Origin of the sequence: Alloactinosynnema sp. L-07 (assembly GCF_900070365.1) — a bacterium.
GTDB lineage: Bacteria > Actinomycetota > Actinomycetes > Mycobacteriales > Pseudonocardiaceae > Actinokineospora.
In genome coordinates this window covers 496,589-516,075 of sequence record NZ_LN850107.1, presented here as the reverse complement: position 1 = coordinate 516,075, position 19,487 = coordinate 496,589, and the positions used below count along the sequence as shown (strand labels likewise).

Here is a 19,487-nt window from a genome sequence, read left to right as displayed (position 1 = left end):
GTGTCGAGACATTTTCAGGTTCGCCCTTTAGCCTCTGTCGCTATGTCGTCCATTCGAGTGAGCCTGCGCACAGTCGGTGGGGTGCGGACCAGGGTGCTATCGGTCGGCAGACGCCCCCGCGTCGTGCTGCTGCACGGGTTCGGCGACTCGGCGGACACCTGGCGAGGCGTGCTGGCGGACTTCGCCGAGCGCGGGCTGGCGGCCATGGCGGTCGACCTGCCCGGCTTCGGCGAGGCCGACGACCTGGCGCCGGGCCCGATCCTGCCCCAACTCGACGCGTTCCTGGCCGACCTGGTCACCGGTCGCGGCGGCCCGGTCGTGCTGGTCGGCAACTCGATGGGCGGCACGGCCGCGCTGCGAGCCGCGCAGAACCCGGGCCTGCCGCTGGCGGGCGTCGTCTCGATCGCCGCTCCCGGCCTGCACGACTCGTGGATGCTGCGGGCGCTGGACACCAACGCGCTGCCGGTGTGGCTGTACTCGGCGCTGCCCGTCCCCGCCGTCGCGGTGCGCACGGTGGCCTCGGCGGTCATCCCGAGGATCCTCTACGCCCGCCCCGGCTCGGCCTGCCCCGACACCGTCGCCCGCTTCGCCGACCTCGTCCGCGACGACCAGTCGACCAAGGCGCTGCTGGTCAAGGGGCGCACCCTGCTGTCGGAACTGCGCGACGCCTACCGGCCGCAGGACATCCGCTGCCCGCTCACCGTGGTGGTCGGCCGCAAGGACAAGCTCGTCGCCACCCAGTCCGGCAAGCGTCTGCACGCCGAGGTCCCCCACAGCGAACTGCGCGTCCTGGACGACTGCGGCCACTGCCCCCAACTCGACGACCCGGCCGGGACCGCCGACCTCATCGCCGACTTCGCCTCGGGCGCCCGCGAACGAACGCTGGTCTCCTAGGCGTCGTGCCGGGCCTGGAACGCGTCGATCAGCGGCCAAGTCCCCCGGCGCGCGCCGCGTCCGGTCAGCACGCCGAGGTGGCCGCCGGGCGCCGTCGCGAACCGGACCTCGGCGGCTTCCGGCAGCAGTTCGGTGAGCCTGCGGACCGCGCGCGGCGGCGCGAGGTTGTCGCCCGTCCCCGCGATCACCAGGGTCGGCTGCTTCACCGCGGCGGTGTCCACCTCGACGCCGCCGAGCGTCACCCGGCCGTCGGCCAGGTCGTTCGCGCGGAAGAAGCGGTGATAGAGCTGGGCGAACGTGCGGCCGGGGTAGGCGACCATGTTCGCGGTGAACCGGTCGACCGCCTCGATCTGGGCCAGGAAGTCCCGGTCGCCGAGGTTGCGGGCGATCGCGACCGGCTTGGTCACGTGCTTGCTCAACCCGCTGATCTGGAACGCCCGGCGCACCAGCGGAGCCGGAACGCCCCCGAAAGCCCGGTAGAGCGGCGTGAGCGCGTATCCGCCGGTCGCCTCGACCAGGGGCCGGAACGCGGAGATCAGCGGAATGGCGCGGAAGTCGAACGGACTGGCCACCACCGTCACCGACGCGATCGGCCACGCGCCCATCCGCGCGGCGGTGAGGATCGACATGATCCCGCCGAGGCACCAGCCAACGAGGTGCACCGGCCTGCCCCCGGAGTGCTCGTGCACCGCCCGGATCGCCGTCGGCAGCACGTCCTCGACCCAGTGCTCCAGCCCCAGCGCGCGGTCGCCGAACCCGATGGCGCCGTACTCCACGACGTAGGTCGGCCTGCCGCCGGAGATCAGGTGCTCGACCACGCTGCACCCGCGGCGCAGGTCGAAGCAGTAGTCGGGCACGGCGAGCGGCGGCACCAGCAGCGTCGGATCGCCGTCGGCGGCCACGCCTTCCGGCAGGTGGTAATTGAAGACCGACCGCGTGCGACCCGAATCGATCGCGGTGCGCGGCAGCGGCCGAAAATCGGCGAAACCGCCGACCAGGGCACGGTGGGCGACATTGCCCGCCGCGGCGCGAACAGTGTCCAGTGTCGGCAGTCCGACCATGCGACGGCCTCCGGGATTGTTGGCTGTCCGCAAAGGTTAGCCGCGGACATCGGCGCTCGTGGACAAGTCTGTGGGCAACCGCACAGCGTCCACATAAGACGAAACTTTCTGGAAACTAACCCGTTCGCGGCACCCGATGGGCCAAACGAGTTACCGCTTCTTCGAATTCGTGGGAAAGTGCGTCGATCACTTCGGCGACCGGCAATTCGCGCGCCAGCCGATAGCCCTGGCCCGCCCACAGCGCCATCGCCTCCTGGTCGCCCGCCCGCGCCGCCGCGGCCCGCACCGGGCGGGTCAGGTGGTGGATCTGCGGGTAGGCCGCCGGGGCGTGCGGGCCGTACTCGGCGATGAACCGGTTGGCCATCCCGCGCGCGGGCCGCCCGCTGAACGCGCGGGTGACCACGGTGTCGCGCTCCCCTGCCGCCAGCGCCGCCCGGTGGGCGGGTTGGGTGCCCGCCTCGGGACAGCGCAGGAACGCGGTGCCCAACTGCGCGGCGACCGCACCGGCTGCGATCACGGCGGCCACGTCGGCGCCGTGCATGAGCCCGCCCGTGGCGATCAGCGGCTGGTCGGTCTCGGCCGCGATCAGGCGCAGCAGCGGGAGCAGGTCGTAGAGGTGGACTTCGTTGGCGAAGGACCCGCGGTGCGCGCCCGCGGCGCCGCCCTGGACACACAGCGCGTCCACGGCACGCGCCGCGCGGGCCTCCGCGGGCGTGGTGACCGTCGCGACGGTGACGACGCCCGCCGACCGCAGCCGGTCGAGGTCGGCGGACGAGGGCAGCCCGAAGGTGAACGACACGACCGGGATCCGCGCGTCGAGCACCACGTCGAGCTTGGCGGCGAACTGGTCGTCGTCCCACGCGGGATTCCCCGGCTCGACCCCCAGCCGCGCGGCCTCCCTGCCGACGAGGTCGCGGTACGGCTCCAGGTCGTCGGCCGACTCCGCGCCGGGGACGAACAGGTTGACGCCGAACGGCTTGCCGGTCAGCGCGCGGGTCGCGTCGATCTGGGCCCGCAGCGCGTCCGCGGTGAGGTAGCCCGCGGCGAGGAAGGCGAACGCACCCGCGTCGACCGCGCCCGCCACCAGCTCCGGGGTGCTCGGACCGCCCGCCATCGGCGCGACGATCACCGGGATGGTCAGCTCAGCGATCACCCACCGACCTTAGCCGCCGCAGCCGCCGCCACCGCAACTGCTGCCGCTGCTGCAACTGCTGCCACCGCTGCTGCTGCTCGAACTGGAGCACGAACTCGCCGAGCACCCGCTGCCGCAGCCGCTGCCGCTGTCCGAGCTCGACGTCGTCCTGTCCGCCGCGAACGCCGCGCTCAGCTCGTCGTCGGGGTACGCGGTCAGCCCCCAGAGCGCGACCGGGCCCAGCACCGCGAACCCGGCCATGGCGCCGACGCCCACCGTGCGGGGATACCGCGACCGCGCGTCGAGCAGCGCGGACCTGCCGCGCTTGGTGACCCGGCTGCGCGCCCGACCCAGGATCGCGCGGCAGAAGATCCAGATCCACAGGGTGGCGAACACCGACAGGAACAGGAACACGCTGGGCCGGTCCAGCTGGATGCCGTTGTAGGCCCGGTACCCGCCGACTGCGATGATCACCAGGAACACCCAGTGCACCCGGTTGAGCCGCCGCGCGCGGTGCAACGAAGTCATGTATCCGCGCCGGGTCAGGCCGTCGATCAACTGCCTGCCGAGCGCGCTGTCGCCGAAACCGAGGCCCGCCAGTCGCGGCAGCCTGCCCGAGGTCGGGACCCGGCCGAGTACGTAGTCCTGCACCGCGTCGGCGGGCCCGGGACCGCCGTGCGGGCGGGTAACCTCGCCGGTCCGGTTCACCCGGATCGCGCCCCGCGACACCAGGCCCGCCATCGCGGTCTGCTCGACCCGCGCGGGCCCCGCCGTCAGCAGGGCGAGTTGGTACGGGTCCAGATCGCCGCGGTCGTGCGGATCTCCCGACGCCGCGGTCCGCGCGCGGATCTTGGCGACCACCACCAGCACCACCGCGAGACCGATGGCTATCCAATACAGCCTCAAGAACTCCGGTCCGGACAGTCCCCACGGTTCGTCCACTGCGGCCTCCCTCCCTGTCGCGCTGTCACCAGGACGTGTGTGATCGACGTGCGGTTCCGGTCCTGTTGGTTAGATTCTCGACATGTTCACCGTCGATGACGCCATCCGCATCGCGCGCGAGGCACACCGGGGCCAGGTCGACAAATCCGGGCGACCCTATATCGGCCACCCGCTGCGTGTCATGGACCGCGTGAGCGGCGACCACGAGCGCATGACCGCCGTGCTGCACGACGTCGTCGAGGACACCCACGTCACCGCCGCCGACCTGCTCGCCGCGGGCTGCCCGGCGGAGGTCGTCGCCGCCGTGGTCGCCATCAGCAAGGTCCCCGGCGAGGACCAGCAGACCTACCTGGCCAGGGTCGCGGCCAATCCGATCGCGCTGACGGTGAAGTTCGCCGACATCGCCGACAACTCATCCCCGGAACGCCTGCACTACCTCGACGAACACACCCAGGTACGCCTGCGGGCCAAGTACCGGGCCGCGCTGGCGTACCTGAGTGTGAGCTGACGGGCCGAGGACACCGAACTCCTCGACCCGCTCCCTCAGCCGTTGTCGATCGTGAAGTGCTCGACGCCGCACGCCGAGGTCGCCGCCTCGTTGTTGGCGTCACCGGTGTAGGTGACCAGCCACCGCCAGGTGCCCTCGGCGGAGGCGAAGAAGGTCGTGTTCGTCGTGGCGTACGTGCCGTTGCCGGACACCGCGACCGTCTCGGTCAGCGAGGCCGCACCCGAACAGGTCCCGTCGGCCGGGCTGAACAGCTTGAACGTGATCGATCCGCCCGCGTTCGCGGTCGCGCCGGTCAGCGTCGAGTTGTCGTTGGGCAGCAGGTTCTGCGCGGTCGTCATCCCCGGCTGGTTCTTGACGATGACGACGATCTCGCTCGTGCAGACGCTGATCGCTGGGTTGTTGTTCGCGTCGCCGCTGTAGGTGACCTGCCAGTAGAAGGTCCCCGCGGAGTTGAACGTGATCCCGTTGGAGTCCGGCACGACCCCGTTGGTCACGTTCACCGTGCCCGCGTCCTGCGGGTTCTGCGAGCAGCCGGTGTCGGTGTAGACGGTGTACGTCGCGGTCCCGCCCGCGGTGGCGGAGGCGCCGGACAGCGCCGCCGAGTCGTGGACCGTCGTCCCGATCGGCGCGGACGTCGCCGAGAGGGTCGTGGTGATGGTCGGGCTCAGCTTTGTGTGGTTGGTGTAGGTGCACTCGACGAGCCCGTCACCGGCCATGGTGATGTTGGCCGTCGCCGAACTGGTCGTGACGCTGGTGCCCGCGCCGGTGGCGGCGCACACCAGGCTCTGCAGCGTCCAGCCCGCGGGCGGGGCGCTCTCGGTCACGCCGTACGAACCGGAGGCGACGTCGACGTAGGTCCGCGTGCCACCGTTGGACAGGGTGAATCCGGACGGGCTCAAGCCACCCGTCGTGGTGTAGGAGAAGGTGTCGTCCCCGTTGACGGTGACCTTGTGGATGACGATCGAACCGCAGTTGCTGATGTTGACCGGGACCGGCGCGATGAAGTCCTTCACCGCGGCGGTGAACGAGTCGGACGCGCGGCTCTTGAGGTAGGCCGAGCCGAAGGTCTTGCACACGTTCGGCGGCAGGATGCCGGAGTCGGTCAGGTTGACCGCGGCCTCACCGAAGGTGCGCACGCTCAGCGTGCGCGGCGGGCCAGGTGGGATCGGGTCGCTCACCGGCACGGTGTTGATCGCGCCCTCGAAGTTGCCGGACAAGGACTGCACCGTGCCCCAACACGGCACCGAGTTGTTGGCCTCGCACACCACGGCGGGATCACCGGCGGTGACCCAGAGGTGGTAGCCGAGGTTCGGGTTGACCCCGCCCTGAGAGAGGTCGTACTTGATCAGCACGTCACCGGCGGTGCGAACCGGCGTGACCCCGTTGGCGGAGGCGGTGGAGTTCTGGTTGAACTCGAAGTCCATGTTGGTGGTGCCGTTGGGCTCCTGCACGCGCTCCCAAGCCAGGTACAGGAATTCCTTGGCGCCGACTTTCTCGTTGGCCACATACAGCCGGGTCAGGTCGCTCTTGTTGTTCGGGATGGACCCGGTGACGACCGTCGGGACCGGGGTGTCCTCTTTCGTGCCCTGGCCGAAGGAGTTGTCGTTCTGACCTGTGGGCAGGTCGACGCCGACCTGTCGGTTCGGGGCGTTCACCCAGTCCTGCGTCTCGTCGTTGAGGACGAGGTTGCCGTCACCCGCGTCGAACGGGCTTCCGGCCAGATTCGCGACGGCGGCGGGCAGGTAGCCGACCACCAGCGCCATGGCCGCGACCGGGATGACCGCGAGCCGAGACCTGCGAAGGGACATCAATGCCTCCAGCGTCGGCAAAGCGTCGCGAAGAGGCAGATCCCCGAGTCTCTTCTCGGCAAGGTTGACGAGCACCCAAATGGGTCTCGTTGCTGTGGTCTGCTCACGCAAAGTCACGTAAGCCACAGACGGTTATGCCACTTGTTCCCCCGGTCAGATAGGGGCGAAGTGCCTACGCACCACGAGCGTCCAGTTCGGCCACCAGCCGTTTGGGCGCGATGAGGCGATATGCCTGGTCGACGATCTCGGCGATTTCGGCCCAGTCGACCTCGACGTCCACATAGACCCCGAGCCAGCCCCGGTGCCCGACGTAGGGCGGCCGGAAGAACCGCTCCGGGTCCTCGGCCACCAACTCCTCCTGCGCCCCCGGCGGCGCGGCGCACCAGAAGGCGACGCGGTCGTCGTGGTGGTTGTTCGCATAGGTCACGAACGTCTTTTTCTCCCGGACGAACCACGTCGGCTCGCCGTGGCTGACCCGTTCGGTCGCCTCCGGAAAGGCCAGGCAGATCGCGCGCAGGGCCGGGAGCGGGTCGGGCTTGTCGGTCATGACTGACATGATGCACACCAACCACGACACTTGCGGGAGACCTGATGGCCGAGCACGTCACCGGCGCGTTTGTGATCGACAGCTGGAACGCCGAGGACCCGTACGACGACCACGGCGGCACGGCGATCGGCCACGTGACGCTGTCGAAGACGTTCTCCGGCGGGCTGGTCGGCACCAGTGAGGTCCACATGATCGGCGCCCAGAACCCGGAGACCGGCGGCAGTGCCTACGTGGCGTTCGAGCGCTTCCACGGCGACCTCGACGGTCGCGCGGGCAGTTTCGTGCTCCACCACTCGGCCACAGCGGACAGTTCCGGCCAGACAGTCAGCGTGACGGTGGTGCCGGGAACAGGCACCAACGAACTCGCCGGTCTGACCGGAGAACTGGTCATCAGCCGAGACGACAACGGCGCCCACACCTACACCTTCGACTACGCAGTCCCGCCTCCCCGGAGTTTCTAGGCTTGGTCACCTGCCGAGCGAAGGTGCCGAACAGGCGGTGACCGTGGTCAGCCGCCGTCACGGTGCCCCTTGGGTGCGGTTGATCGGATGCGAAGTCGCGGACGAGTTATTTCTTGCCCTTGGCCTTGTCCGGGGACTCGTCGGTGGACAGCGCGGCGACGAAGGCCTCCTGGGGGACCTCGACCCGGCCGACCATCTTCATCCGCTTCTTGCCTTCCTTCTGCTTCTCCAGCAGCTTGCGCTTACGGCTGATGTCACCGCCGTAGCACTTGGCAAGGACGTCCTTGCGTATCGCGCGGATGGTCTCGCGGGCGATGACGCGGGAGCCGATGGCGGCCTGGATGGGCACCTCGAACTGCTGGCGCGGGATCAGCTCGCGCAGCTTCGTGGTCATCCTGGTGCCGTAGCCGTAGGCGGAGTCGCGGTGCACGATCGAGCTGAACGCGTCGACCGCCTCACCCTGCAGCAGGATGTCCACCTTGACCAGGTCCGCCGCCTGCTCGCCGGACTCCTCGTAGTCCAGCGAGGCGTAGCCGCGGGTGCGCGACTTCAGGGTGTCGAAGAAGTCGAAGATGATCTCGGCCATCGGCATGGTGTAGCGCAGTTCCACGCGCTCCTCGGACAGGTAGTCCATGCCGCCGAGCTGGCCGCGCTTGCCCTGGCACAGCTCCATGATCACGCCGATGAACTCGCTCGGCGAGATGATGGTGCACTTGGTGATCGGCTCGTAGACCTCGGCGATCTTGCCGACCGGCCAGTCCGACGGGTTGGTCACGGTCAGCTCGGAGCCGTCGTCCAGCTTGACCCGGTAGACCACGTTGGGCGCGGTGGAGATCAGGTCGAGGCCGAACTCGCGCTCGAGCCGGTCGCGGGTGATCTCCAGGTGCAGCAGGCCGAGGAAGCCGCAGCGGAAGCCGAAGCCGAGCGCGGCGGAGGTCTCGGGCTCGTAGGTCAGCGCGGCGTCGTTGAGCTGGAGCTTGTCCAGCGCCTCACGCAGGTCGGGGTAGTCCGAACCGTCCACTGGGTACAGTCCCGAGTAGACCATCGGACGCGGCTCGCGGTAACCCGCCAGCGCCTCGGTGGCGCCCTTGCGCTCGGACGTGACCGTGTCACCGACTCGGGACTGGCGGACATCCTTCACGCCGGTGATCAGGTAGCCCACTTCGCCGACGCCGAGGCCGACGCTGGGCTTGGGCTCCGGGGAGATGATCCCGACTTCCAGCAGCTCGTGCGTGGCGCCGGTGGACATCATCTTGATCCGCTCGCGCGGGGTGATCTTGCCGTCGACCACGCGGATGTAGGTGACCACGCCGCGGTAGGTGTCGTAGACCGAGTCGAAGATCATCGCCCGCGCGGGCGCGTCGGCCTGGCCGACCGGCGCCGGAACCTTTTTGACGACCTCGTCGAGCAGTTCGCTGACCCCGAACCCGGTCTTCGCGGAGACCCGCAGCACGTCATCCGGCTCGCACCCGATGATGTGCGCGATCTCGGCGGCGTACTTGTCCGGGTCGGCCGCGGGCAGGTCGATCTTGTTCAGCACCGGGATGATCGTCAGGTCGCGGTCGAGCGCCATGTACAGGTTGGCCAGCGTCTGCGCCTCGATCCCCTGCGCCGCGTCGACCAGCAGCACCGCCCCCTCACACGCGTCGAGCGCGCGGGAGACCTCATAGGTGAAGTCGACGTGCCCCGGGGTGTCGATCATGTGCAGGACGTGCTCGGACCCGTCGACCACCCACGGCAGCCGCACGTTCTGCGCCTTGATCGTGATGCCGCGCTCGCGCTCGATGTCCATCCGGTCGAGGTACTGCGCCCGCATGTCCCGCGCCTCGACGACGCCGGTGATCTGCAGCATGCGGTCGGCCAGGGTCGACTTGCCGTGGTCGATGTGCGCGATGATGCAGAAGTTCCGGATCAGCTCCGGTGTCGTGAAGGTCTTGTCAGCGAACGTAGCCACTCAGGTCCTCGCATGGTCAAGGGATGCGTACATCGTCCCATGCCGCCCGCCCGGGCCTGACCGGGAGCGCTCGCACACCTCCCAGCGATGACCCGGTCACCCGCTGTCACAGCGCTGGCAGACGCTCCCCAGTGTGCGGGGCTCGGCCGGTATCCAGCCAGAACAGATATCCGCGCAGGTATCGATCCAGTCCGCCGTCCACATAGTTCGCGAATTCACGCAGGCCGCCCTCGGTGTCCTGGTTGTCAGGCGATCCGTCGGGCGTGCCGTCCGCGAACTCCGCCAGCCGCGCCGCGACCCACTCCCGCAACCGCCCGCGGTCCCTCCACCACCCGCGCACCGCGGCAACCGTCCAGTGGTTGTCCCCATCGACGGCGTAACCGCCGAACGGGTCGCTCCACGCGGCTTCCATGACCGCTGAGACCTCCGCGGGATGCGTCGGCTGTCGGTAGATGAACTCCTGCCAGCCGTCGTCATAGAGGACATTTCTCGGCGCTACCAACCTGCCGGTGACGCAGGTGTCGGTCGCCGCGGCGTAGAACGGGCCGGGGACATTGCGCCAGTTGCACTCGTCCCACTTCCCTGCCAGGTTCGTCCCGTCGGACCACCGCGAAACCGCGGGCAGCGGGTTCCAGTAGGCACTCATGCCAGCCGGGTCACCGCCACCGACACCTCGATCGCCGATGCCGCTCCCCCGCTATAGGTCCCCTTCACCGGCGACACGTCCGAGTAGTCCCGTCCCGTCGCCACCCAGATATGCCGAGGTCCGATCTCGACATCGTTGGTCGGGTCGAACCCCCACCACCCACCCGTCCACGCCTCGATCCACGCGTGGCTCTCGCCCTGGACGGCCTCGCCGATCTTCGCCTCGGGTTTGGTGTGCAGGTATCCCGACACGTACCGCGCGGGCACCCCGATCGCCCGCAGCATGCTCAGCGTCAGGTGGGCGTAGTCCTGGCACACGCCCTCCCGCGCATCCCACGCGTCGACCGCCGAGCTGTGCACACCCGTGGTTCCCCGTCGATATGTCAGCCGGTCGTGCACCAGTTCCGACACCGCCAGCACCGCCTCGAACGGCTTCCTCCCCTTGCGCATCGATCGGGCCAGCTTCCCCAGCTCCCGGTGCCGCGGCACGTACCGCGTCCACTCCAGGAACTCCGCGTACCGGTCGAGCACGATCGGGTCGCGCAGGTCGGCCCAGGTCGCGGCGTCGACCGGCTCGACGGTGTCGCCGGTCTCGACCACCGACGACGCGACTATCTTCAGCTCGGTGTGCGGCGCGTGCAGGTCGAACGAGGTGACCTCGGTGCCCCAATAATCGGTGTACCGGTAGGACCGCGTCGGCGGCGTGGTCTCGATCCGGCTGACCACCAGGTTCTGCCTGCGGTCACTGCGCGGGGTCAGCCGGGCCTCGTTGAACGACTGCACGACCGGCGCCTCGTACTGGTAGCCGGTCGTGTGCACCACCCGGATCCGCCAGGTCACAGACTCACCTCCGCGTTGGTCCACGCCACCCACGGCACGGAGTGGAAATACTGCTGCGACACGGCCTCGCCGACGTCGCGGACCGTGGTCTGCAGGTCGAGGAGTCGGCCGGTCAGGTTCTCCAGCAGCTCGTCCGGCCGCAGGAACTCCAGGTCGCTGCGCGCCTTGCCGAGCAGCCGGATCGCCTCGGCCTTGGCGCCGACCCTGGTGACCGGCCGGTGGTCGAGCTGCTCCAGGCACGACTCGGCCTGCCGCAGCGCGTGGAACACCGAGCGCGGGAACAGCCGGTCGAGCAGCAGGAACTGCACGACCCGCCGCGCGTCCAGCGCGCCCCGATACGTCCGCAGGTACGTGTCGTGCGCACCGGCGGACCGCAGCACCGTCACCCAGCCAGGTGAGGACGGCTTGTCCCCCACCCGTGACATCAGCAGCCGCACGATCATGTCGACCCGCTCGACCGACCGGCCCAGCACGAGGAACCGCCAGCCGTCGTCGCGGCTCATGGTCGAGTCGGCCAGGCCCGCGAACATCGCCGCGCGTTCCTCGACGAAGGAGAAGAACGAATGCGGTCCGGTCCGCTTGGCCGCCTTCTGCCGGTCGGGCAGGGCGATCCACATCGCGTTGATGCACTCCCACAGCTCCGTCGACACCACCTCGCGCGCGACCCGGGTGTTCTCCCGTGCGCTGGTGATCGAGGAGACGATGGAACCCGCGTGCTCGCGGGAGAACGCCACCAGGTCGGTCAGCGGCCGCACGTCGAGCGTGGCGCCGTCGGGCGGGGTGATCCCCAGGACGGCGAGCAGCTGGCGGCTGGTGGCGTCGGCGTCGACCGTCGCGTCCTCCAGCAGGTGGTGGACGGAGACGTCGAGGATGCGGGCGGTGTCGTCGGCCCGCTCGACGTAGCGGCCGATCCAGTACAGCGACTCAGCGTTGCGCGCGAGCATCGGTGGCCTCCCTGGACTGTTGCTGCTGTTGTTGCTGCTGCGCCGAGCTCAGCTCGGGTCCGCGCTCCGGCGCGATGTCCTCGCGCGGCCCGCCGACGCCGAGCCCAGCGCCGCTCAGCTCGCTGTCCACAGTGGACGACCGGGCGGCGAGCACCCAGGTGTCCTTGGACCCGCCGCCCTGCGACGAGTTGACCACCAGCGACCCCTCCGGCAGCGCGACCCTGGTCAGGCCGCCGGGAAGCACGAACACGGACTTGCCGTCGTTGACCGCGAACGGCCGCAGGTCGACGTGGCGCGGCTTGAGCCGCTGCCCCACCTTCGTCGGCACCGTCGACAGTTGCACCACCGGCTGCGCGATCCACCCGCGCGGGTGCGCCCGCACCTTCGTCCGCAGCGACGCCAGCTCCTTGGCCGAGGCGTTGGGCCCGAACACGATCCCGTAGCCGCCCGACCCCTCCACCGGCTTGACCACCAGTTCGGCCATCCGGTCGAGCACCTGCTCCTGCTCGTCGGCCAGCCAGCAGCGGAAGGTGTCGACGTTGGGCAGCAGCGGGGTCTCGCCCAGGTAGTACTTCAGGATCTCCGGCAGGTAGGTGTAGACGAGCTTGTCGTCGCCGACCCCGTTGCCGACCGCGTTGGCGATCACCACGTTGCCCGCGCGGGCGGCGTTGAGCAGGCCCGCGACCCCGAGCACGGAGTCCGGCCGGAACTGCACCGGGTCGATGAACTCGTCGTCGATGCGCCGGTAGATGACGTCGACCTGCCGCTCGCCCTCGGTGGTCCGCAGGTAGATCACATTGTCGCGGCAGAACAGGTCACGGCCCTCGACCAGCTCGACGCCCATCTGCCTGGCCAGCAGCGAGTGCTCGAAGTACGCGGCGTTGTGCACGCCAGGGGTCAGCACGACCACGGTCGGGTCGGCCACGTTCGCCGCAGCGGCCGCGCGCAGCGAACGCAACAGGTGCACCGCGTAGTCGCCGACCGCGCGCACCCGGTGCTTGGCGAACAGGTCGGGGAACACACGCGCCATCGTGCGGCGGTTCTCCATCACATAGGACACCCCGGACGGGTTGCGGAGGTTGTCCTCCAGGACCCGGAAGGTGCCCTCCTCGTCGCGCACGACGTCGATCCCGGACACGTGGATGCGCACCCCGTTGGGCGGCACCAGGCCCGCGGCGTTGCGGTGGAAGTGGTCGCAGGAGGTGATCAGGCGCCGGGGCAGCACCCCGTCGCGGATGATCTGCTGGTCGCCGTAGATGTCGGCGAGGAAGGCCTCCAGCGCCCGCACCCGCTGCACGATGCCCTTCTCCAGTCGCGCCCACTCGGCCGCGGTGATGACCCGCGGCACCAGGTCCAGTGGGAAGGGGCGCTCCTGGCCGGACAGCGAGAACGTGATGCCCTGGTCGACCAGCGCGCGGTCCAGCGCCTCCGACCGCGCCTGCAGGTCGACCGCCTGCGACGCCGCGAGCTGCTCATGGAGCCTGCGATAGGCCTGACGGATCCCCGCGTCGACGGCGAACATCTCGTCGTAGGCACCGGCGTGCGGGCGCCTCGGGTCGAGGTAGCCGTCGAAGAGCCCGCCGAGGTCGGGACCGGCGGATCGGCGACGTGGCCTGGCTGAGCGCTCCATCCAGGAATCTTCGCTCACCGGACACTTCTTGGCACTAGACATCTGATCAAGCGACGCAGCAGATCACCCTCGGGGACGGACGCCGGCTGGACGTGGGCGGCCCCCAGGACAAGGACATGATGATCCGCGTCGCCGATGAGCTGCGGATAGCCCCGCTGGTCTCGATGCCCTGGATCGGAGAGTCCTGATTCGCGTGGCGCCGGGCACCTGGGTGCCCGGCGTCACGGCGTGCGGGGGTCCAGCCGCATCGGGTGCTCGGCTGGCACCTGCACAAGCACGATCCGCACGCCGTCCGGGTCGGCCAGCCACGCCTCGTGCAGGCCCCACGGCTCCAGCCGCGGCTCCCGGGTGATCTCGGCGCCACGCTCGCGCAGTTCGGCCACGCTCCCGGCCAGGTCGCGGACCTGGAGCCACAGGGCGAGGTCGGGACCGGCGCGCGTGCTGCCCTGGCTCGACACCTCCAGGTGTCCGCCGCCGAGGAAGAACACGGTGCCGCCGGGGAACTCACGGAACACCGCCAGGCCGAGCACGTCGCGGTAGAAGGCCAGCGACCGCGGCGGATCGACCGGATGGATGATCAGTCGGCTGCTCAGGAACTCCATCCCTCAAGTCCTACCGGCGATCGGGCCCGCGCGCGACTAGGGCGTGTCCTGTGGATCACGGTAGGCGGGATTCGTGATCCGCGTGGTTCCTGGCCGCGCCGCAGGGGCGGTCGCGTACTGGTTGTCCGTGGCCGTCCCTGCGGTGCGGCCAGGGGCCGCGCGGGCGCGGATAGCGCCTACCGTGATCCACAGGACACGCCCTAGGCTCGCCAGCCGTGCACGCCACTTCCGATGACCCACGCCCCGCCCGCGGCGCGGTGCGGCAGGTGCCCACCGCCGACCGCCCCGACGCCGTCGCCTACGCCCCTGACCTGGACGGCGCCGCCGATCCGGGCGAAATCGTGTGGGCCTGGGTGCCCTACGAGGACGACCCGGAGCGGGGCAAGGACCGCCCCCTTCTGGTCGTCGGCCGCCAGGCGACGACCCTGCGCGCGCTGATGCTGTCCAGCAAGAGTCCGCACGACCGCGAGCTGGACGACTGGCTCCCGCTCGGCTCCGGCACCTGGGACCGCGACGGCCGTGAGTCCTATCTGCGGCTGGACCGGCTGTTCGAACTCGGTGAGCGCGACATCCGCCGCGAGGGCGCGATCCTCGAGGCCGACCGCTTCGCACTGGTCGCCGCGGCGCTGCGGGAGCGCTTCGGCTGGCGGTGACTGGACTTCCACCCCGGAAAAGTGATATCACTTTGATAGGCAAGTGCTAACCGGGGAGGAACCATGGCCACACCGACGGCTTCCACTGACTTCGACCGACCGACGCTGCCCACGCCGCACGTCCGCGAGACCGAGGCGTTCTGCATGGCGGGCCTGCCCCTGGTGGGCGCCGCCGTGGTCCTGCTGCTCGCGGGGATCGCACTGATCGCGGTCGGGTTAGGCGGGCTGGCCGAGGGCATCGACATCAGCGTCGGGCTCGCGGTGACCGCGATCGTGCTCGGCTTCCTGGCCATCGTCGCCACCGTGCCCGCCGTCGCCGGGCTGACCATGGTCTCCCCCGGCGAGGTCAGGGTGCTGCAGTTCCTCGGCCGCTACACCGGCACGGTCCGGCTCGACGGGCTGCGCTGGGTCAACCCGTTCACCACCCGGCGCCGGGTGTCGACCAGGATCCGCAACCACGAGACCGCCGTGATGAAGGTCAACGACGCCGACGGCAACCCGATCGAGATCGCCGCCGTCGTCGTCTGGCAGGTCAAAGACACCGCGCGCGCGGTGTTCGAGGTCGACGACTTCATCGCCTTCGTGGGCATCCAGACCGAGACCGCGGTGCGCCACATCGCCAACACGTACCCGTACGACGCCCACGGCGAGGACCAGATGTCGCTGCGCGACAACGCCGAGGAGATCACCCACAAGCTGTCGACGGAGATCGCCGCGCGGGTCGAGGCGGCTGGGGTCAACGTGATCGAGTCGCGCATCACCCACCTCGCCTACGCCCCCGAGATCGCCCAGGCCATGCTGCGCCGCCAGCAGGCGGGCGCGGTGGTCGCGGCCCGGCAGCGGATCGTCGAGGGCGCGGTCGGCATGGTGGAGATGGCGCTGGAGCGACTGGCCGCCAACGACGTCGTCCACCTGGACGAGGAACGAAAGGCGGCGATGGTCAGCAACCTGCTGGTCGTCCTGTGCGGTGATCGCGACGCCCAGCCCGTGGTCAACACCGGGTCGCTCTACCACTGATGACCGAACGCAAGAAAGTCCTCTTGCGCCTGGACCCTGCCGTCCACGACGCGGTGGCCCGGTGGGCGAACGACGAGCTGCGCAGCACCAACGCGCAGATCGAGTTCATGCTCCGCCGGGCCCTCGCCGAGGCCGGACGGCTGCCGAACGGCGCGGGCGGCCTGCCCAAACGAGGCCGCCCGCCCAAGGACGCCGACTGACCTACTCGGCGACCTTGGTCCGCGACGCGACGATCGCCGCGTCCTCCTCCTCAAGCTGCGCGGGCTCGATGTCGGCGGTACACCATTTACACTTGAGCGCGTCGATGGGGACGAACTCCTTGCAGTAGGGACACTCGCGGCTGCCCTGCGCCCGGAAGTTGCCGAGGCCGGCCTTCTTCATCAGCTTGACCAGCGCGAACAGCACCAGCCCCAGCAGCAGGAAGTTCAGCAGCTCGGTCAGGAACGCGCCGTACCTGAGCTCGGCCCCGTTGACGGTGAACAGCAGGCCGCTGAAGTCCGGTTTGCCGAAGATCGCCGCCACGAGCTGCATCAGCACATTGCCCGCCAGACTCTCCACCAGCGCCGCGAACGCGGTGCCGATGATGAACCCGAGCGCGAGGTCGAACATGTTCCCGCCGAGCGCGAACGCCTTGAACTCACTCCACATCGCCTTCACGGTGTGTCCCCTTCCAGAGTCTTTTGGGTGACATTTCGCCCCTCCGGGCGTCCGCCCGCAACTCAGGGAGGCGATTCGGTCTCCCCCACACCCGCCTGTTAACCTTGCCGAGCGCGTCGTGCGGCACTCCGTCATGGAGGAGACCTGCACACGCAGGGCCACGCGACCCCGGTCGCATCCCACACGCGGCGCGCGATCCGGTTGACGATCGAGGAGTACACGCATGGCGAACATCAAGTCCCAGATGAAGCGGATCAAGACGAACGAGAAGGCGCGACTGCGCAACAAGTCCGTCAAGTCCTCGCTCAAGACCGCGATCCGCAAGTTCCGCGAGGCCGCCGACGCGGGCGACCAGGCCAAGGCCGCGGAGCTGCTCAAGGACGCCAGCCGCAAGCTGGACAAGGCCGCGGGCAAGGGCGTCATCCACGCCAACCAGGCCGCCAACAAGAAGTCGGCCATGGCGCAGGCGGTCAACAAGCTCGGCTGACCCAAGTCGTTTTCCGAAGGGGCCGTCCACTGTGGTGGGCGGCCCCTTCGACGTGTGCGGCAGACTGCGCGACATGGATCCGAAGCCCACGTCAGCCGCCCGCACCTCGCTGTCGCACATCATGACCGCCGTGGACACCAATCTCCTCGGCACCGTCCACGGCGGCGTCGTCATGAAGCTGGTCGACGACGTCGCGGGCGCGGTGGCGCAGCGCCACTCCGGCGGTCCCGCGGTCACCGCGGCGATGGACGGGATGACGTTCCTGCACCCCGTCCGGGTCGGTGACCTGGTCCACGCGCACGCGCAGGTCAACTGGGCGGGCCGCTCGTCGATGGAGGTCGGCGTCCGCGTGGTGGCCGAGCCGTGGGACCGAGCGGGCGTGCCGCCCACCCGAGTGGCCACCGCCTACCTGGTCTTCGTCGCGGTCGACGGCGACGGCAACCCCCGCCCCGTCCCACCCGTCGTCCCGGAGACCCCGGAGGACGAGCGCCGAGGCCGCGAAGCCGAGATCCGCCGCCACCACCGCCTGACCCGCCGCCACGAGATCCTGGCCAGCCGCACAACCTGAAAACGTTCACCCGCAGGCTGCCGTCCGCGCGATCAGGTCCGTCATCGCGGGTCAGGCGACTGAGCGGCTCGCCGTTCCCGCGACCATCTCGCGGGTGAACGCGGCGATCTCGTCCACCGCCTGCGCGCTCTGCGGCATGAACCCGGCCAGCACGGGGAACGCGTGCACCTGTCCGTCCCAGATCTGCAACTCCGTGGGCACCCCCGCGACCGCGAGCCGGTCGGCCATCCGCTCGGCGTCGCTGCGCAGGACTTCCGTGGCACACGCCAGGATCAGGCAGGGCGGCAGCTCCGCCAGCGCCCCGTTGATCGGCGACCGCAGCGGATCGATCGGGACCTCCCCCGGCAAGCACAGCGCGGTGAGCGCGGGCAGTCGGGCGGCCGGGATGAACGGGTCGCGGGACCGGTTGGGGTGCGCCAGACGCTCGGTGTCGTCGAAGTCGATCCACGGCGAGATCGCCGCGATCCCGGCGGGCACGGGAAGTCCTGCCCGCACCGCGCCCAGCGCGGTGGCGAACGCGAGGTGTCCGCCCGCCGAGTCCCCCGACAGCACCACCGACTCGACGCCCTCGGCGAGCAGCCATTCGTAGGCGGCCAAGCAGTCGGCCAGCGAGTCGGCAAGCACCGCCTTGGGCAGGTGGCGATAGTCGACGCTCAGCACGGTCAACCCGGTCAGCCGCGCGAGCCGCGCCGCGACGCGCCGGTGGCTGGCGAGTCCGCAGAACAGGAACGCGCCGCCGTGCAGGTACATCAGAGCGCCTTTGCCCGGCTCGCTTGCCTTGGCGCGCATCAGTTCCCCGCGCACGGCCGGGGTCGCGATCCGCTCGATCGTGACGTACCGGGGGCGCGGGATCAGCCTGCAGAACACGTCCACCAGCGGGACCGCGAGCGCCAACGGCCCCTTCAACGGCCACAGTCGCAGCGTGGGGTAGGCGAACAGGCGGGTCAGAACGTAGATCAGCCGACTGCGCAGGTTCTTGCCGCCCCGGTGTTCGACCTTCGCCATGCGCTGACCTTCGACGGACATGCGGCCTACCCCTCACGCTTGCCTACTTGAGAGTAAGTTAGCGCCGGCGCGAGAACGCGGTCAATCACTCCCTGCGGTGGGCCCGCGCGATCTTCAACACCGCCCGCTCCAGCGCGTAGTCGGGATCGGCGGCCACGCCCTTGACGTCGGCGTTGACGTCGGCGACCACCTTCATGGCCTCAGCGAGACCAGCGGGTTTCCAGCCGCGGCTCTGCGCCAGCGCCTTCTTGACCTTCCACGCGGGCATGCCCAACTCGCCCGCCAGCCGGAACGGGTCGGCCCGGCCCGCGCCCGCGACCCGCGCCACCGTCCGCACCGCGTCCGCGAGAGCGTCGGCGACCAGCACGTGGGCGACCCCGAGCTGCATCGCCCAGCGCAGCGCCTCGAGCGCCCCGGCCACGTCGCCGGTGACGGCCTTCTCCGCGACGGCGAACCCGGTCACGTCGGCCCGCCCCCGGTGGTAGCGCCGGACCGCTTCCTCGGTCACCGCGCCCGCCGCGTCGGCGACCAGCTGCGCCGACGCCGCCGCCAGCTCGCGCAGGTCCGAGCCGACCGAGTCGATGAGCGCGGCCACGGCAGCCGGATCGGTCTTGCCACCCGCGCGCCGGATCTCGTTGCGCACGAACGCCTCGCGCTCCGCGGGCTTGGTGATCTTCGCGCACTCGGTGACGGCCGCTCCACCCTTGCGCAGCGCGGCGACGATGTCCTTGCCCGCCTTGCGCCCGCCGCCGTTGTGCACCACAACAAGCACGATGCCTTCTGACGGCGACTTGGCGTAGGCGACCACCGGGGCGACGATGTCCTGCGTGGCGTCGTGCGCGGCGTCCAGAACGATCACCCGCGCCTCCGCGAACAGCGACGGCGAGACCAGTTCGGCCAGCTCAGGGCCTGTGAGCTCAGCCACGCGCACCCGCGTCAGGTCCGCACTGGCGTCGGCGAGCCGCGCGGTGTCGAGCGCGGCCCGGACGGCGCGCTCGACCAGCAGTTCCTCCTCCCCCAGGACGAGTTGCAACGGGGGTGGGGTGACCGCGGGCGAGTTCACGTCCAGAGATCCTGCCACGTCCTTGGGCGCGCAAGCCCTCTCGGATGCTGGACACGCGGTGGCATGCGC

General features: G+C 70.0%; 22 protein-coding genes. 8 read left to right on the top strand and 14 right to left on the bottom strand.

Features of this window, described 5'->3' with window-relative positions; all coding sequences use genetic code 11:
• Positions 1-42: 42 nt before the first annotated feature.
• A complete protein-coding gene (locus BN1701_RS02535; protein WP_067520492.1) occupies positions 43-894 on the top strand; it encodes an alpha/beta fold hydrolase in 852 nt (283 codons plus the stop codon).
• Here BN1701_RS02535 and BN1701_RS02530 read toward each other — a convergent pair.
• From BN1701_RS02530 to BN1701_RS02520, 3 genes are all read right to left on the bottom strand, one after another.
• A complete protein-coding gene (locus BN1701_RS02530; protein WP_054045087.1) occupies positions 891-1,955 on the bottom strand; it encodes an alpha/beta fold hydrolase in 1,065 nt (354 codons plus the stop codon). The two genes, BN1701_RS02535 and BN1701_RS02530, sit on opposite strands and share 4 nt — an antisense overlap.
• A 115-nt stretch (positions 1,956-2,070) precedes the next feature.
• The gene (locus tag BN1701_RS02525; protein ID WP_082859622.1) at positions 2,071-3,108 is read right to left on the bottom strand and encodes a nitronate monooxygenase; all 1,038 of its coding nucleotides are present in this window, start codon (positions 3,106-3,108) and stop codon (positions 2,071-2,073) included.
• A gap of 9 nt (positions 3,109-3,117) precedes the next feature.
• Positions 3,118-4,029, bottom strand: a complete 912-nt coding sequence (locus BN1701_RS02520) for a TIGR04222 domain-containing membrane protein (RefSeq protein ID WP_054045086.1) — start codon at positions 4,027-4,029, stop codon at positions 3,118-3,120.
• Between the two features lie 82 nt (positions 4,030-4,111).
• Between BN1701_RS02520 and BN1701_RS02515 the strand changes: the two genes are divergently transcribed.
• Positions 4,112-4,537, top strand: coding sequence for an HD domain-containing protein (locus tag BN1701_RS02515; protein ID WP_054045083.1), 426 nt, complete (start codon positions 4,112-4,114; stop codon positions 4,535-4,537).
• Between the two features lie 35 nt (positions 4,538-4,572).
• On the opposite strand, the gene BN1701_RS02510 is transcribed toward BN1701_RS02515, so the two are convergent.
• Together BN1701_RS02510 and BN1701_RS02505 are read right to left on the bottom strand one after the other, a co-directional pair.
• Positions 4,573-6,345 (bottom strand): hypothetical protein, encoded by a 1,773-nt coding sequence (locus BN1701_RS02510; protein ID WP_157367740.1) that lies wholly within the window; start codon positions 6,343-6,345, stop codon positions 4,573-4,575.
• A 172-nt stretch (positions 6,346-6,517) separates the two neighbouring features.
• Entirely contained in the window at positions 6,518-6,892 is a 375-nt protein-coding gene (locus tag BN1701_RS02505) for an MmcQ/YjbR family DNA-binding protein (RefSeq protein WP_054055561.1), read from the bottom strand.
• A 44-nt stretch (positions 6,893-6,936) separates the two neighbouring features.
• Between BN1701_RS02505 and BN1701_RS02500 the strand changes: the two genes are divergently transcribed.
• Complete coding sequence (locus BN1701_RS02500; RefSeq protein WP_054045078.1) at positions 6,937-7,353, top strand: DUF3224 domain-containing protein; 417 nt, start codon at positions 6,937-6,939, stop codon at positions 7,351-7,353.
• A 106-nt stretch (positions 7,354-7,459) separates the two neighbouring features.
• Here BN1701_RS02500 and lepA read toward each other — a convergent pair whose 3' ends face one another.
• The 6 genes from lepA to BN1701_RS02470 form a co-directional block, all read right to left on the bottom strand.
• Entirely contained in the window at positions 7,460-9,307 is a 1,848-nt protein-coding gene (lepA, locus tag BN1701_RS02495; RefSeq protein WP_054045076.1) for a translation elongation factor 4, read from the bottom strand.
• A 106-nt stretch (positions 9,308-9,413) separates the two neighbouring features.
• Positions 9,414-9,953, bottom strand: a complete 540-nt coding sequence (locus tag BN1701_RS02490) for a hypothetical protein (protein ID WP_054045074.1) — start codon at positions 9,951-9,953, stop codon at positions 9,414-9,416.
• Positions 9,950-10,792 (bottom strand): transglutaminase family protein, encoded by an 843-nt coding sequence (locus tag BN1701_RS02485; RefSeq protein ID WP_054045072.1) that lies wholly within the window; start codon positions 10,790-10,792, stop codon positions 9,950-9,952. The genes BN1701_RS02490 and BN1701_RS02485 overlap by 4 nt, the downstream gene beginning before the upstream one ends.
• Entirely contained in the window at positions 10,789-11,736 is a 948-nt protein-coding gene (locus BN1701_RS02480; protein WP_054045070.1) for an alpha-E domain-containing protein, read from the bottom strand. The genes BN1701_RS02485 and BN1701_RS02480 overlap by 4 nt, the downstream gene beginning before the upstream one ends.
• Entirely contained in the window at positions 11,717-13,366 is a 1,650-nt protein-coding gene (locus tag BN1701_RS02475) for a circularly permuted type 2 ATP-grasp protein (RefSeq protein WP_054045067.1), read from the bottom strand. Before BN1701_RS02475 ends, BN1701_RS02480 begins: the two co-directional genes overlap by 20 nt.
• A gap of 221 nt (positions 13,367-13,587) precedes the next feature.
• Entirely contained in the window at positions 13,588-13,968 is a 381-nt protein-coding gene (locus BN1701_RS02470) for a VOC family protein (protein ID WP_054045065.1), read from the bottom strand.
• Between the two features lie 215 nt (positions 13,969-14,183).
• On the opposite strand from BN1701_RS02470, the gene BN1701_RS02465 reads away from it, so the two are divergent.
• The 3 genes from BN1701_RS02465 to BN1701_RS02455 all read left to right on the top strand — a co-directional run bounded on the left by BN1701_RS02465 (position 14,184) and on the right by BN1701_RS02455 (position 15,838).
• Positions 14,184-14,621, top strand: a complete 438-nt coding sequence (locus BN1701_RS02465) for a type II toxin-antitoxin system PemK/MazF family toxin (protein ID WP_054045062.1) — start codon at positions 14,184-14,186, stop codon at positions 14,619-14,621.
• 63 nt (positions 14,622-14,684) lie between these two features.
• Positions 14,685-15,638, top strand: a complete 954-nt coding sequence (locus BN1701_RS02460) for an SPFH domain-containing protein (protein ID WP_054045060.1) — start codon at positions 14,685-14,687, stop codon at positions 15,636-15,638.
• Positions 15,638-15,838 (top strand): hypothetical protein, encoded by a 201-nt coding sequence (locus BN1701_RS02455; protein WP_054045058.1) that lies wholly within the window; start codon positions 15,638-15,640, stop codon positions 15,836-15,838. The genes BN1701_RS02460 and BN1701_RS02455 overlap by 1 nt, the downstream gene beginning before the upstream one ends.
• Position 15,839: 1 nt before the next feature.
• Here BN1701_RS02455 and mscL read toward each other — a convergent pair whose 3' ends face one another.
• Complete coding sequence (gene mscL / locus BN1701_RS02450) at positions 15,840-16,286, bottom strand: large conductance mechanosensitive channel protein MscL (protein ID WP_197672035.1); 447 nt, start codon at positions 16,284-16,286, stop codon at positions 15,840-15,842.
• A gap of 232 nt (positions 16,287-16,518) precedes the next feature.
• Here mscL and rpsT point away from each other — a divergent pair, with 232 nt between their 5' ends.
• Together rpsT and BN1701_RS02440 are read left to right on the top strand one after the other, a co-directional pair.
• Positions 16,519-16,782 (top strand): 30S ribosomal protein S20, encoded by a 264-nt coding sequence (gene rpsT / locus BN1701_RS02445; protein ID WP_054045054.1) that lies wholly within the window; start codon positions 16,519-16,521, stop codon positions 16,780-16,782.
• A gap of 73 nt (positions 16,783-16,855) precedes the next feature.
• Positions 16,856-17,350 (top strand): acyl-CoA thioesterase, encoded by a 495-nt coding sequence (locus tag BN1701_RS02440; RefSeq protein WP_054055560.1) that lies wholly within the window; start codon positions 16,856-16,858, stop codon positions 17,348-17,350.
• A 51-nt stretch (positions 17,351-17,401) separates the two neighbouring features.
• Here BN1701_RS02440 and BN1701_RS02435 read toward each other — a convergent pair whose 3' ends face one another.
• Positions 17,402-18,355 carry an alpha/beta hydrolase gene (locus BN1701_RS02435; protein WP_054045053.1) on the bottom strand — a complete coding sequence of 318 codons (954 nt, stop codon included), beginning with the start codon at positions 18,353-18,355 and terminating at the stop codon, positions 17,402-17,404.
• Between the two features lie 85 nt (positions 18,356-18,440).
• Entirely contained in the window at positions 18,441-19,418 is a 978-nt protein-coding gene (holA, locus tag BN1701_RS02430) for a DNA polymerase III subunit delta (RefSeq protein ID WP_054045050.1), read from the bottom strand.
• Positions 19,419-19,487 lie beyond the last annotated feature (69 nt).

What these genes read in the sequence shown, in the direction of transcription:
- BN1701_RS02490 (WP_054045074.1), bottom strand. Translation starts at nt 9,953, where the DNA reads ATGAGTGCCTACTGGAACCCGCTGCCCGCGGTTTCGCGGTGGTCCGAC.
- mscL (WP_197672035.1), bottom strand. Translation starts at nt 16,286, where the DNA reads ATGTGGAGTGAGTTCAAGGCGTTCGCGCTCGGCGGGAACATGTTCGAC.
- BN1701_RS02505 (WP_054055561.1), bottom strand. Translation starts at nt 6,892, where the DNA reads ATGACCGACAAGCCCGACCCGCTCCCGGCCCTGCGCGCGATCTGCCTG.
- BN1701_RS02455 (WP_054045058.1), top strand. Translation starts at nt 15,638, where the DNA reads ATGACCGAACGCAAGAAAGTCCTCTTGCGCCTGGACCCTGCCGTCCAC.
- BN1701_RS02515 (WP_054045083.1), top strand. Translation starts at nt 4,112, where the DNA reads ATGTTCACCGTCGATGACGCCATCCGCATCGCGCGCGAGGCACACCGG.
- BN1701_RS02535 (WP_067520492.1), top strand. Translation starts at nt 43, where the DNA reads ATGTCGTCCATTCGAGTGAGCCTGCGCACAGTCGGTGGGGTGCGGACC.
- rpsT (WP_054045054.1), top strand. Translation starts at nt 16,519, where the DNA reads ATGGCGAACATCAAGTCCCAGATGAAGCGGATCAAGACGAACGAGAAG.
- BN1701_RS02440 (WP_054055560.1), top strand. Translation starts at nt 16,856, where the DNA reads ATGGATCCGAAGCCCACGTCAGCCGCCCGCACCTCGCTGTCGCACATC.
- BN1701_RS02500 (WP_054045078.1), top strand. Translation starts at nt 6,937, where the DNA reads ATGGCCGAGCACGTCACCGGCGCGTTTGTGATCGACAGCTGGAACGCC.
- BN1701_RS02435 (WP_054045053.1), bottom strand. Translation starts at nt 18,355, where the DNA reads ATGGCGAAGGTCGAACACCGGGGCGGCAAGAACCTGCGCAGTCGGCTG.
- BN1701_RS02530 (WP_054045087.1), bottom strand. Translation starts at nt 1,955, where the DNA reads ATGGTCGGACTGCCGACACTGGACACTGTTCGCGCCGCGGCGGGCAAT.
- BN1701_RS02460 (WP_054045060.1), top strand. Translation starts at nt 14,685, where the DNA reads ATGGCCACACCGACGGCTTCCACTGACTTCGACCGACCGACGCTGCCC.
- BN1701_RS02475 (WP_054045067.1), bottom strand. Translation starts at nt 13,366, where the DNA reads ATGGAGCGCTCAGCCAGGCCACGTCGCCGATCCGCCGGTCCCGACCTC.
- BN1701_RS02510 (WP_157367740.1), bottom strand. Translation starts at nt 6,345, where the DNA reads ATGTCCCTTCGCAGGTCTCGGCTCGCGGTCATCCCGGTCGCGGCCATG.
- BN1701_RS02480 (WP_054045070.1), bottom strand. Translation starts at nt 11,736, where the DNA reads ATGCTCGCGCGCAACGCTGAGTCGCTGTACTGGATCGGCCGCTACGTC.
- BN1701_RS02470 (WP_054045065.1), bottom strand. Translation starts at nt 13,968, where the DNA reads ATGGAGTTCCTGAGCAGCCGACTGATCATCCATCCGGTCGATCCGCCG.